At 39.9% G+C, this 13,727-nt stretch carries 9 protein-coding genes; 7 read left to right on the top strand and 2 right to left on the bottom strand.

Annotated features, from left to right (window positions below; translation table 11 throughout):
* Nucleotides 1-734: 734 nt before the first annotated feature.
* Complete coding sequence (locus ACWA1F_RS04635) at nucleotides 735-2,915, bottom strand: HAD-IIB family hydrolase (RefSeq protein WP_456891977.1); 2,181 nt, start codon at nucleotides 2,913-2,915, stop codon at nucleotides 735-737.
* 249 nt (nucleotides 2,916-3,164) lie between these two features.
* On the opposite strand from ACWA1F_RS04635, the gene ACWA1F_RS04630 reads away from it, so the two are divergent.
* Nucleotides 3,165-4,475, top strand: a complete 1,311-nt coding sequence (locus ACWA1F_RS04630) for a DUF389 domain-containing protein (protein ID WP_091491538.1) — start codon at nucleotides 3,165-3,167, stop codon at nucleotides 4,473-4,475.
* Between the two features lie 9 nt (nucleotides 4,476-4,484).
* Here ACWA1F_RS04630 and nhaA read toward each other — a convergent pair whose 3' ends face one another.
* Nucleotides 4,485-5,666 (bottom strand): Na+/H+ antiporter NhaA, encoded by a 1,182-nt coding sequence (nhaA, locus tag ACWA1F_RS04625; RefSeq protein WP_167365382.1) that lies wholly within the window; start codon nucleotides 5,664-5,666, stop codon nucleotides 4,485-4,487.
* Nucleotides 5,667-6,960: 1,294 nt separating this feature from the next.
* Between nhaA and ACWA1F_RS04620 the strand changes: the two genes are divergently transcribed.
* The 6 genes from ACWA1F_RS04620 to ACWA1F_RS04595 all read left to right on the top strand — a co-directional run bounded on the left by ACWA1F_RS04620 (nucleotide 6,961) and on the right by ACWA1F_RS04595 (nucleotide 13,722).
* On the top strand, nucleotides 6,961-8,010 hold the full coding sequence (locus tag ACWA1F_RS04620) for a M14 family metallopeptidase (protein ID WP_456891975.1): 1,050 nt from the start codon (nucleotides 6,961-6,963) through the stop codon (nucleotides 8,008-8,010).
* A 595-nt stretch (nucleotides 8,011-8,605) separates the two neighbouring features.
* A complete protein-coding gene (locus ACWA1F_RS04615) occupies nucleotides 8,606-8,731 on the top strand; it encodes a hypothetical protein (RefSeq protein ID WP_262489164.1) in 126 nt (41 codons plus the stop codon).
* 303 nt (nucleotides 8,732-9,034) lie between these two features.
* Complete coding sequence (locus tag ACWA1F_RS04610; RefSeq protein WP_091490971.1) at nucleotides 9,035-9,652, top strand: outer membrane beta-barrel protein; 618 nt, start codon at nucleotides 9,035-9,037, stop codon at nucleotides 9,650-9,652.
* A 389-nt stretch (nucleotides 9,653-10,041) separates the two neighbouring features.
* Nucleotides 10,042-11,814: a chloride channel protein gene (locus ACWA1F_RS04605; RefSeq protein WP_456891972.1), complete on the top strand. Its 1,773-nt coding sequence runs from the start codon at nucleotides 10,042-10,044 to the stop codon at nucleotides 11,812-11,814.
* A gap of 275 nt (nucleotides 11,815-12,089) precedes the next feature.
* Complete coding sequence (locus tag ACWA1F_RS04600) at nucleotides 12,090-12,479, top strand: hypothetical protein (protein WP_456891970.1); 390 nt, start codon at nucleotides 12,090-12,092, stop codon at nucleotides 12,477-12,479.
* Nucleotides 12,480-12,639: 160 nt separating this feature from the next.
* Entirely contained in the window at nucleotides 12,640-13,722 is a 1,083-nt protein-coding gene (locus ACWA1F_RS04595; protein ID WP_091491540.1) for an efflux RND transporter periplasmic adaptor subunit, read from the top strand.
* Nucleotides 13,723-13,727 lie beyond the last annotated feature (5 nt).

Raw genomic sequence — 13,727 nt, 5'->3', positions numbered from 1 at the left:
TAAAGTCAATTTTACCCATCCATTGATTGACAGCGCACAATAATTGCCATGGCAGAATATCTTAAAATAAATCTCCTTAGTTTACACGATTTCAGCTGATTGCCCTGAATATTTTCAAAAATAAAATTCTTCCTGAAATCCTTTTCGCTAAATAATGCCCTGAACTGCAGATATTTTCAAATCGATTGAAATATAATAGGCCGCTCCCATCTGGTCACATTTGATTGCGAATCCAGCCTTCCCCATTGTTTTAATGGCCAGGAGCGCTTCCCATATAAAATCGCGGGATGGTCTTTCAAAATAAAAAACTTCATAACCGCTTGGGCATCAAAACTCCATTTGCTTTTACAATATGGTGTCCAGCTTTTTAAAGGAAGCCCCTACTGATTTTCCTTTGCCCAATGATCAAAGGCTGCGAAACTGCCCTTCACTCTTTTTGGATAATTTCTTTATCACTGCGCTTTTGGCTGATATATAGTAGGTTTCATAGCTTTCCGGTACTCTGCTTTCACTCACATTCATCTTCTAGAGCATATTATCATTCCACTGTCCGGGATCCCTGCAGAGAAAGCGTCTTTAGCACTCTTCCATAAAAGGCCATCCCGTGAGACTTCGCGGACAATATAATTGTGATTGGAAATAATCAGGCGAAACTAATGAGAAGCCTGTTTTTTCAATAAAAAAGATTGGTATCACCAAATACCCAGCTTTTAAATCTGATCCTGAACCCATATTTACTTAATTATCTTATAATGTTTTAATCCTTCCAATATTCCGGAGGAAGCCGGACTTGTTGCGACAAAAATACTTTTGGTGGTCTTGTAATGCTCTAATTCAGTACTTCGGTTGCCTACAATAATACCCTTGATGGCTCCCCTGAACATATCAATGTCGTTGCCTGAATCGCCCGCTGCAATTACCTTGGATAAGGGGATTGCCCACTTACGGCATAAAAATTTAATGGCATTTCCTTTAGAGGCCCTCTTTGGAATAATATCCAGAAACTGTCCGTGGCTGGCAATAATATTGATTTTATACCATCCTTTTCCCAAAGCGGCAACAAGCTGGTCATAATTGTATTTGTCCTTATCATAGCAGTAAGAGATCTTAAAAGGATTTTGCGCTTCTTCTTCCTGGAGCTTTATCCACGAAATGGTTCTTAAGCGGTTTTCCACGTCTTCTCTTTTCCACCGGCCCGACAAAAAAGTGGACCATCCCTTGTCTAAGATATAATCCTTGCCATTGGTGTAATAGATTTCGGTTCCTACAGAACAAATTATAAAATCAGGTACAGGAAAACGCTCTTCTTCAATTACCTTTTTTATCAGCCTTAAGTTTCTTCCTGATGCCAGTGCAAATGCCATTTTTCCAGTACGATTTACCAAATGGGCTTTTAGCTCCTTTAATCCCGGATTGTTTAATTTAGGTTCTATAAGGGTCCCATCAATATCAGAAACCAATAAATTCTCCACTTTTCTTTTTAATCTCGAAATATTAATGTTGGGATAATGCTGTTTTTTAATGCCTGCGCCGGAAGAAAGTGATAAATTCTCATTTATTAGATCCACATAATGGTTGACATGGCTCAGCCAGCTGTAATGTTTCTGAATGTTGATGGCGCCGTTATTGGAAAAATATTTCCACTGGTTCTCATCGGTTAGTACAGTGCGTAAAGCCTTCTTTATCTGGGCCGCATCCAAGGGATCCACCAATATTCCGTTCTGGCAGGTTGGGATAATCTCCGATGGCCCTCCATTTTTGGTTACCACAACAGGCAGACCCGAACTTGCTGATTCAATGACGGTGAGCCCGAAATTCTCATGCAGGGTCAAATTCACAAAAACACCTCTCTTTTCAGCTGCATAACGATAAATAATGGAAACTTCATTCTCCACATCGTGCTTTTTGGGAATTGCCATTTTTCCATACAAATCATACTTATCCATTGATAAAAGAAGATCGGTCAATACATCTTTTTCAGATTCCGGCATTCTTGAAATATCTTTACGGATTCCCGCAAAAATAACCAAATTGGCCATAGCCTGAAGTTCCTTGTCTTTTCCATAGACTTCTATTAAAGTATGCAGGTTTTTATGGCGGTCGGGTCTTGAAAGTGCTAGGATAAAAGGCTTATGGGGATTGATCAAAAATTTAGAAATCGTTTCGGCCACCCAATATTTCCGCTGCTCTTCCTGCATCTGCTTCTCTGAATCCTGTTCCTGATGGTAATAGGCGGCAAATTTACGTGTATCGATGCCTGGGGAAATGGCATGATATCTGGCCATTGCGAAATTTTTATAAGGCTTATAGGTTTCAATTTCCTGCTCTGTGGAGGTAATGATAAATTCTGACAATTCCAGTGTCTTTTCCTCAGCTGCAATCCTGGCTTCAAACTTAAATTTCTTCTCCATCTCTTGCTGCGAGATACCGTTTTCTGCCAGTTTTTTTCTTTTATAAAAACCCAGGGAATGTCCGGTGTGGGCAAAGGGAATATTCAAAATCACCGATAATTCTGCCGCGGCATATCCAGCATCCCCGTAATGCGAGTGGATCCAATGGGGGAATATATCATGGAATTTAATGTGCTGCACCATACCGGTTACAAATGTGTCCAGGCCTTCCCATAGCTGTTCTTTCGGCCTGTATCTTTTTCCTAAAAATGGAATTCTGCGTATATCCAGTTTTTCATTTACAGCTTCGACCTCTTGGGCATATTCAGGTGAAAGGCTGGGATCATCTATCATTCTGGTAAATAAATCAACATGTTCTACGCTGGGGTGCTGTGATAAAAATTCAGCAAGCTCATATACATATTTTGTCTGTCCTCCATTATCGGCATCTCTACCAATCTCCAAGCCTGAACCTTTTAATAGTCCATGAATGTTGATTATTGAAATTCGTAATTTTGTCATCATCTTATTTACTGATTAGATTTTTAATATACAAAAAAATAAGCCAGATCGGTAAAAAGATGAAAAAAATGTAAAAACAGGCATTGAAATACCGTCAATTGGAAGCCGTCAGGAGTTTATTATTGTCAAAAAAGGATGAATTGATCAGGAAATCGTAAAACTCTATTGAAACTATCCGCCAGTATAAAAATAAATTTTATCTTTAGTAAAAAAGACGCCTGCAATACTTTGATAATGCTAATTGGAAAAAACATGAAAAAAATTACAGATATTCTAAATCTTAAGGAAGGGGAAGACGATAGGGAAAAGACCCTGGAGACCGTTAAGAAAAACATTTCTTTTAAAGGAGCGAATCTTTGGATTTTAGCTTGCGCCATTATTGTGGCCTCGGTTGGGCTTAATGTAAACTCCACTGCGGTCATTATCGGCGCAATGCTCATATCCCCCCTTATGGGACCGATAGTAGGGGCTGGTTTTGCTCTTGGGATTTATGATTTTTCACTGCTTAAAAAATCGCTTCGAAACCTTCTGAATGCCACTGCGGTAAGCCTTGTGGTGTCGACCTTATATTTTTACCTGAGCCCTTTCAAGGAGGTGCAGTCTGAACTGCTGGCCAGGACGGCGCCCAATATCTATGATATCCTTATTGCTTTTTTCGGGGGTGTTGTAGGGGTTATTGCCGTTACCAGATCAGAAAAAGGCAACCCCGTTCCGGGTGTGGCTATCGCTACGGCATTAATGCCTCCATTGTGCACGGCGGGGTATGGAATTGCCACCGCGCAATGGTCCTTTTTTTTAGGAGCATTCTACCTGTACTGCATCAATTGCGTCTTTATCGGAATTGCTACTTTTCTAATCATCAAATACCTTAACTATCCTGCAGTCAAACAAATTGACGAGAAGCACCAAAAACGGGTAAAATACACTATTGCTTTTCTAATTACCGCAATGCTGGCGCCCAGCAGCTATCTGGCCTATTCCCTATACCGCGAACAGCAGTTCAAAAAGAACGTGAATCTTTTTATTGACGATGAATTCGGCAGTAAGGGATATACTGTTGTGTATAAAAAAACCGATTTTAACTCTCCGAATAAAAAACTCGAACTCGCCTTTTTGTCCAAACGGTTCTCACCTGAAGAAATAAAAGACCTTAAAAACAGGCTGAACCGCAATAAATACCTGATGGGCACCAAGCTTCAGATCAGGCAGGACAGCACGGATCGCTTCAACGACATAAAAGGCGATATTTTAAGCCAGATCAAGAGCAGCGAGAATGAAATGAATGTGAAAGACGTAAAAATCGTGCAGCTGGAAAAAGAGCTGAAAAAAAACAAATTTGACAGCAGACAGATTTTAAGCGAAATACGAACTTTATTTCCCAATGTCAATTCGCTTTCTATTGCAAAAAGCTCGCTGATAAATTACAAGGACAGCACCGCAACGATCACCGCTGTCATTTATGACGGATCAAAGAGCCTTACCCCGCAGGAAAATGAAAAACTCCGAAAATGGCTCAATACACGCCTATCGGTAAAAGATGCGGCAATTTTCAAAAGGCAGTAAACTGTAAGATCAATTCTTCTGCTGTTTTTTATTATAGAGGCTCAAAAGCAGAAAGCCCGATACACCGGCAAGTATAGAAGCAATCAGGATTGCAAATTTAGCCTCATTCTGAAATGCCTGCTGGGAAAAGGACAGTAAGGCAATAAATATCGACATGGTAAACCCGATTCCTCCCAAAAGCCCCAGCCCAAGGACATGAAGCCATGTTGTTTCAGCGGGCAGGTCTGCAGCCCTTATCTTTACCGAGAACCACGACATTAAAAAAATACCAACTGGTTTTCCAAGAAAAAGCCCCAGGATTATGCCCAGACCAAGATTTCCGGTAAGCCCCTTGAGCATTTCCGGTTCAAAAGCAATATTGGTGTTGGCCAGAGCAAAAATTGGCATAATGATAAAATTTACCGGTCTTGTCAAGGCATGCTCGAGTTTTTCCAGGGGCGAATCAGTATCCTCTTCATTTGTCGGCAGGGTCAGTGCCACAAGCACTCCTGCTATAGTGGCATGAATTCCAGAATGATGGATAAAATACCACATTACAGCGCCAGGAAGCAGATAAAACAGTAAATTCCTGACCCCTATTCGGTTAAAAACCATAAGCAGAATAAATATAGCTCCCGCATAGCCCAGATACAGAAAATGAAGCTCCGAAGAATAAAAAATAGCGATAACCAGTATGGCAATCAGATCATCCACAATTGCCAGAGCGGCAAGAAATATTTTAAGTCCAGATGGCACTTTATCGCCTAACAGCGAGAGTATGCCAAGGGCGAAGGCAATATCGGTAGCCATTGGTATTCCCCAGCCTTTAGCAGTCTGAGGATTTTGACCATTAAAAAGAAAGTAAATTGCCGCCGGAACAGCAACTCCTCCAAGTGCTGCCAATACAGGCAGGGCTGCCTGACGCAGCGAGGAAAGCTCGCCTTCTATGACTTCCCTTTTTATTTCCAAGCCGACCAGCAGAAAAAAAACAGCCATCAGTCCGTCATTGATCCACAACAGAATGGGATACTGCAGATGCACTTCCCCAGTTTCATATCCCAGCGGGTAGGCAAGCAAATCATTAAAATATGTTCCCAATCCTGTATTTGCTATCAAAAGCGATACAAAAACACATACCAGAAGCAGTATGCCTCCCGATGAGGATGATTGAAAAAAATGTGCGAAAATTTTAAGGTTAATCAGTTTTGCCATTTCACAAAAATAGGCATTACAGTGTGAAAAGCCAAGAACATCCATGTAAATTACCCGTTGCTACCGCAGAATGCTCCCTCTTAAGTGCAGGCAATCAAATTTTAAAAGAATCATAAAATTGGTAACCAGCCGAGACTTTTTATTCGTTGGACCTGCAATCGGGTGATTAAAAAAATGGCTTAAATGCCCAGCATGATGGTACTCCCAAGACTTTTATCTGCTTATCAAAGTTACATACCCCCTGGAAACAGCTTTTAAAAAAAAATGGATGACGCTGCAGCCGAAAAATAATAAATATTCAGTTACAGGTCCCCTTTTCTATTTCTAAAAAGAGCTTGTCTGGCGAACACCGCTAAAATAGCGCCATATTTAAATATTTTGAGCTGGGGTTGAATTGCAAAAGTCAAAAATTTATCACCCGCCATTTGAAATAATGAAGGGCCTTCTTTCAGACGGTCTGATGCATTAAACGATATTCTGAAATCTAAATGCTGTTTTTTGCCATATTAGAAGTATATTTGGCCTCTATTAGAAATAAACTTAATAAATTCAGATTCCAGACCCACTGATGAGTCTTTTAAAAAAAATACTGATTTTTTTCCTGTTCTCGCTTCGCGTGCTGCACGGAAGTGAAGCTGATAAGATTTATTCAATAGTTTTCACGGGATCAGCACTGGAAATCTTAGCAACTCTAAATTCAGAAACAACATCCGTTACTGCGACGCACAGCAAAAAAAAAGTACGCATAAGCTCTTCCCTCCAAGAGAGGAAAAATAAATTTAAGGCAACTGCCTTTGTACCGACAAATGAAAATTGCCGCTTTGGCGCAGTTACAGAAAGCCAGAGAAGGAAGACCTCATATTTTAGGAAAAAGAACTTTTTTTCATTGGGCTGCTGCAGTCTTTTATATCGTTTTCATCTTTTCTGAACTTGGAAATTATTCCTGCTTCATTTTTTGACAAGGAGACTGCAAGACGTTTACGATCTTCTTATATGCAGCAGGAAGCATTTTAAGGCCGGGGTTTTTCATACTCTTATCCTTATAGTATTAGCTGCCCACTTTTCTGCGTCTTATTTCATAATCATTTAACATAAAAAACAGCTTTAAATTCTAATGCATTTCGATGCGGGCAATATGCCGTGGCTGCAATTATTGGTTCTATTCTGCCGGCTTTAAAGGCATTCATTTATCAGCTTTATTTCATTATAGTAAAACAGCAAGTATATAACGGGGAAACATAATTTCAAGCATCTCTTTTTTTTCCAGTTTATCAGCATCCAAACAACATAGTTCATGAAACATTTACTCTTCTATTTATTATCCTTTTTTATATGCCAGACAGCAGAATCTCAAAAAAAAACATTAAAAATGATTTTAGAACAAAAACAGTCAGCAATAACAGATACCATATTCCGTCTGACCGCTGCCGATAGTTCCCTCGCTTATATTCCTGCTACATTAATAAGCGGCAGACACAAAGGCCCGACTTTTACCATTTCGGCGGGGATTTACGGCATGGGGTATTCGGCAATCGCATCTTTGCTGCAGCTCCGCAGGGAAATAGATCCCGAAAAGCTAAGCGGCAGCCTGATCATAATTCCCATTATGAATCTGGAGTCTTTTTACAATCGGACACCGTTTGTAAGTCCTGGTGACCAATTAAATCTAAATCTGGCTTTTCCTGGAAGACCGGCTGGCACCATTACTGAAGTTACTGCCGATTTTATCACAACAGGAATTTTCGACGCAACCGATATATTTCTGGAAATGCATGGCGGGGGCGTCAACGAGAACCTTATAGCACATGCCTGCTATTATGATAATAAAGAGTTTCAGAACCAGACGCTGCTTGCAGCACGTCTGAGCGAAATCAGCGGTCTGAGCACGGTGGTCAGCCAGCCTTATACCCAGGCTTCAGGCCAACCTGCACGTCAGGCTTTTAAGCAGGCTGTAAGGCTGGGAATACCAGCTTTGAGCATAGCCATAGGAAAACTGGGCAGCAATGAAAAAACAGATATTCTGTCTGCCAAAAATGCTGTTTACCGTATGATGCATGAATTGAAAATGTATGAAAATAAAAAGGTTGCGGCAGCTTCCCCAGTTAAGCACAGATATACGAAACAGGTTTCTGTCTCCAGTCCAGGCAGAGGATTATTTCACAGCAGCTTTAAGGCTGGAGGAATTGTCACAAAAGATGAGGAAATAGGCTATATAACTGATGTTTTCGGCAGGAACGTAAGAATAATAACTGCTCCCCTAAGCGGCACAATACTGAAAAAAAATATGGGACTTGCAGTTGATGACGGCGAAATACTATTTTACATAGGCCGCAGAGAAAAATAAAGAAGCATTTGCAGTTACGATCTGCTTAATTCTATTTCTCGATCCCGAAAAATAGGTAGGTTCTAAATCTGATAAAGATGAAATTGATTTTCAAATCCAACGATTTAATTCAGACCATGCTTAGATCCGCTGTTAAAACCGGCATATAAATAATTGATGACCTAATCTGACAGCTGAAAGAAATATTTGACTCAAATTGCGGAAGAATATACGGAAGATCATATCTTTTCTTAACGGCTTTCGCACCTAGAGAGGCGGCATAAAGAGATATTCGGAAGCCGTTAAAAAGTCGTATAAGGCTTCATTTTGGTTTGCTGTCTTTTTCCCAAACAGGCAGAGCGGTTAACAGCAAATAGTAAAGATCTGAAGATTTCATCATTCGTCTTGGGCGGATAACAGCTGTTTTTTTTAATCCTTAACCGCAGTTTATTTTTATAGCGCTAAACCAATCTATTTTCCTAATCCAAATACTTGTATATATGAAACTAAAAACGGACATTACAAAATTTTGTCACAGTCCGATTCTTATATCAGACAGCCTCGGCAGCAATATCATAAAATCCTTACTTATTAAATGTAGAGACTACTCCAACCAATGAGTGAGGATAAAGCGCCTGGATCTTTAAAAACCGTTTCCGATTCTGTACTGCACATCAGAAGAAAGAAAGAAAGAAAGAAAGAAAGAAAGAAAGAAAGAAAGAAAGAACTCAAGAGATTATAAATAAACCGCCATGATGCTGAACCGATGGGGAATGACTTAACTTATCTCCTGACCCATTATACTTTCCGCCATATTTTTGAAACTAAACTTAAGCTTTACAGTTTAATGCTTTTCTGGGCATTTCTGCTTTTTTTGTTTCATTTTTTTACTGGAAAAAGTACTAATTTATCGCGCCGTGAATGTTCAAATTCCTTTTTTATTTAAGACAACAATCTAACTATTAATCAATTAAAAATATTAAAAGACAAATTTTCTTACATAATTTTCATATATTTATGCGGTGTAACTTTAAACTCATTTATTATGAAAAATCTATTTACCATTATTGCGGCATTTTTTTCTATTCTGGCAGTTTACGGACAGCAGCAGGAGATTGACGATGAAATGGACTCTGCTAAAGGAATCACCTTTAAAAGCGGTGACATGTTTATAGAAGGCTCCATAAAGATCAGTACTGGGGGCGACCAGGATTTTTACGCGTTTAGCCCTAAGTTTGGCTACCTGCTGGGAGATAAATTTGCCATTGGTGCAAAACTGGACTACTCCAGCAACAAAATAGAATCTACAGGCACTAAAACCAATGTTTTCGGCATCGGAGGCTTTGCGCGTTATTATTTCCTTGAACTGGACAAAAAACGTTTCAAATCCTATGCGGAAGCAGGCCTGGGATACGGAAGAAACAAGGTGGAGACCCCAGTGCTGGGCAGCAACACCGACAACAGCATTACTGCTGACATCAATATCGGATTGAACTATTTTGTGACCCGAAATATTGCAGTCACCTTTATTCTGGCCAATGTATTGTCCTTTAACAGCGTGTCTCCTGAAAACGGCCCCTCATCGGACACTTTCCAGCTCAACATAAACCTCTTTGAAAATATCTTCGACCAGCCTCAATTCGGACTCCTGTACCGCTTTTAGGTAACGTGAGAAATAACAGGCGAGCAGAAAACAAACAGCCAGTCCCTGCAGCAAAACAGGAACTGGCTTTCTTTTAAATATTTTATTATTTCAAACAAATACTAGACTGCAGATAAAATTAAAATTAGCCACTATCCAGACGCAACCATTAAAACACATAAATCTCTTTAAGTCAGCCATCAGCGAGACAATTATTCTTCAAATAAAATACACAGATGGAGACAGCTGCCGCAATACATGTTAAATTTTGCGGAAAAAACAATATGACGGCGTATCTTTGAAAAAACTCAAAACAAGAGAAAGATTCTTTTCCCGTAAAAAGGAGAATAAAAAAATCTTCAAAAAAAAAATTTACCAAAGTCTAGCTCTTTATAATTTACGTTGCCCCTATGTTTAGAAAAAAAATTTTACAGATTGAAGCCCTGCTTGTCCTGGGAAGAAAAAAACTCCCTCCAAAACAGTTTATCTTTCTCTCCAGTGTTCTTGTAGGCATCATGGCGGCATTTGCCGTTATCGTTTTAAAGTACTTTGCACACTGGGTGTATTATTCCGCATCATACATCAACAGCGTTTTAAAGCTCAGCTTCATAAACTCAATCCTTCCGGTAATAGGCATACTGCTGACTGTTCTGGTAGTGCAGAAAATTCTGGGAGGCTCTATTGAAAAAGGCACCTCGCAGATCCTCTATGCGGTTGCCCGAAAATCCAGCATGGTACCTAAAAAACAAATGTATGCCCAGATCCTGACCAGTTCACTAACAGTCGGTCTGGGAGGTTCGGCAGGTCTTGAGAGCCCAATTGTGGTAACCGGCGCGGCTTTCGGATCTAATTTCGCCCAGCAGTTCCGCCTTAGCTATAAGGACCGGACGCTGCTTCTGGGCTGTGGGGTAGCGGCAGGCATCTCCGCTGCCTTTAATGCTCCAATTGCTGGGGTGCTGTTCGCAGTTGAAGTGCTGCTTGTAGATGTAACTATCTCTGCCTTCACACCCATCATGATTGCCGCTGCAACGGGCTCCTTGGTATCCACCGTGCTTCTTAATGAAGAAATCCTGCTTTCCTTTCGTGGAAAACAGACTTTTGATTACCATAACATTCCTTTTTACATTGTATTGGGACTTTTCACCGGAATGATCTCCGTATATTATTCCCGTAATTTTCTGAGAACCGAACATTACTTTTCCCGTCTTAATTTCCCTCCTTACCAGAAAGCTTTTATAGGCGCATCGCTGTTGGGAATGCTGATTTTTATATTCCCCACGCTTTTCGGGGAGGGATATGAGAGCATTAAAGTACTGGCAGATAGAAATCCCGGCGAGCTTCTGGAAAATACACTCTTTAAAGATTTCAGCAGCAGCCAATGGGTGCTGCTTGCCTTTGTGGGATGCTCCATGATGCTCAAAGCTTTTGCATCGGGCATAACCCTTGGAAGCGGCGGCAACGGAGGAAATTTCGCTCCATCGCTTTTCCTGGGATCCTATGCGGGTTATTTCTTTTCAAAACTTATAAGCCTCTCCGGACTAAGCCAGCTGCCGGTAAGCAACTTTGCAATAGTGGGCATGGCAGGCATATTAAGCGGCCTATTTCATGCACCCCTTACGGCTATCTTCCTTATTGCTGAGATAACAGGAGGCTATGACCTGATCCTTCCCCTAATGATCGTGGCCTCTGTAAGCTTTGCCATTTCAAAAAGATTTGAAAAGCATTCCCTTGACGTAAAGGGTCTGGTAAAAAAAGGAAATGTATTTACCTCCAACAAGGATACAAATATACTCTGGACACTTAAAATGGACTCCATACTGAATCCAGATCCCAAAACGCTTTCCCCAGAAACTGATCTGGAAGAGCTGCGCAGCGTAATAAAGAGTTCCGATCAGGGTATGTTTGCCGTCACGGAACAAGAAAAACTGCTGGGGGTGATTTATTTCAGTGACATCAAAGAGATCATTTTCAGCGACAACCGCATAGCCGCCCGGGACTTAATGACACCTCCAAAAGATATTATCTTCTACGATGAAAGCATGGAAACCGTCATGCAGAAGCTGGAAAACAGCAGCAGGGCTTATCTGCCTGTTGTAAAAGGCAGCGTCTATATCGGCTACATAGAGAAAGGAGCAGCCCTTGAAGCTTATCGAAACCAGCTTAAAGCGATGATTTTTGAATAGCAGAATAAGCCCCACGACCTGAAAGCAAAACGGCATCACCGCACTCAGATGCCTCAACGAAGTCTCAGTATCCAATACCATTTATATTCTTCTGTCTTTAAGGATAAATTTGCCTGGAAGAAGGCATCTAGTAATAATGAATTGCCTCTTTTTACCATCGTAAAAAACAGGATTCTAAAATATGGCAGGGCAAAACTAATAAAACAGGATTATTATTAATTTATAAATCCGTACCATTGTTTTTATGGGATCATTTAATTAAATTTGTGGCTCTTATGAAAAACTGGTGCACCAAACTTTTACTTTCAATTGTCATTCTTTTAAGCGGATATGGCAGCGGTTACGCACATACTTCTATCATTACGTACAAGAAGCTCTCTTTCTGCGCCACCTTTCATGGAATTGAACATCAGCAAATACTCGGAACAGGCCACTCATTTGAAACTTTTAAAAGAAAAATGTGCCTGTTTGATAACGAAGAAAATGAAGAACACTTTTCGACAGTCCAAAAACAGATCGCTAAGAACAACTACTTTTTAACTTTCCACCGCAATAGTCCTTTTGCCGTTTCCGCAACTGCTTTTACCCAAAAAGTAAATGACTGCAAAATTTTCAGTTTACTGGATAACAAAGTCTATCTGCTATTTCAGGTATTTAGAATTTGATTTTTAACGCTATTGCTTACCAATAGCCAATCACTTTATAGTTTTATCCTCTGTTATTCTTTAGTTAGAAAGTAGACGGATATGAACTCCTATGGCTTGTTCCCAAAGGCCTTTTTATTTAAAAATCAAAAATAAATTACATTTTAATGCTGAAATAATTATGAAAAGAACTTTCATGATCATGAGTTTGTGCGCCTTAGTTTTTGCTGGCTGTAACTCCAAAAAAGAAGAAGAAAAAGAAGAAAAAACCAAATTTGTGGTTACAACTCCAATTGAAAGAGATACTACAATTACAAAAGATTACGTATCGCAGATACATTCCATCCAACATATCGAGATAAGAGCTCAGGAACGCGGTTATCTCGAAAAAATCTATGTTGACGAAGGACAAATGGTAAAAAAAGGTCAGCTGTTATTTAAAATTATGCCTGCACTTTACGAAGCAGAAATGAAAAAATCGAAAGCAGAAGTAAGTTTCAGCGCGATTGAATACCAAAATGCAAAAAAATTAGCCGATGAAAAAGTGGTTTCGCCAAACGAACTGGCAATGGCAAAAGCAAAACTGGAAAAAGCAGACGCCGAACTGGCTTTAAGCAAAGTGCATCTTCAGTTTACAGAAATCAGAGCGCCTTTTGACGGTATTATAGACAAATTTCATGTGCGTCAGGGAAGTTTGGTTGATGAAGGAGAATTGCTGACAGAACTGGCAGACAACAGTTCGATGTGGGTATATTATAATGTTCCGGAATCTGAATATCTGGATTATCAGGAAAAGGCTGAAAAAAGTGGAAAGATGAAAGTCAATCTTTTGATGGCCAATAACAAAAAATTCCCTTATTCCGGAGTGGTTGAAACTATCGAAGCGGATTTCGATAATGAAACCGGAAACATTCCATTTAGAGCCGTTTTTCCTAATCCAAAAAGATTATTAAGACATGGCGAAACCGGAAGCATCCAGATGCCGATTGAACTGAAAAATGCCATGTTGATACCTCAGAAAGCAACTTTCGAGGTTTTAGATAAAAAATATGTTTACGTAATTGACAAAAACAATACTGTAAAATCAAGAGAGGTGGTTATTGCTGCCGAAATGCCACATTTATTTGTTATTAAAGAAGGTTTATCAATCAATGATAAAATACTTTTAGAAGGGCTTCGTCTTGTGAAAGAAAATGACAAAATAGACTACGAAGTGGTAAAACCTCAATCGGTTATGTCCAATTTAGAGCTATATGCAGAATAACCGAA

It is taken from the genome of Flavobacterium erigeronis (assembly GCF_054075165.1).
This window is presented reverse-complemented; position numbering and strand designations above follow the sequence as displayed.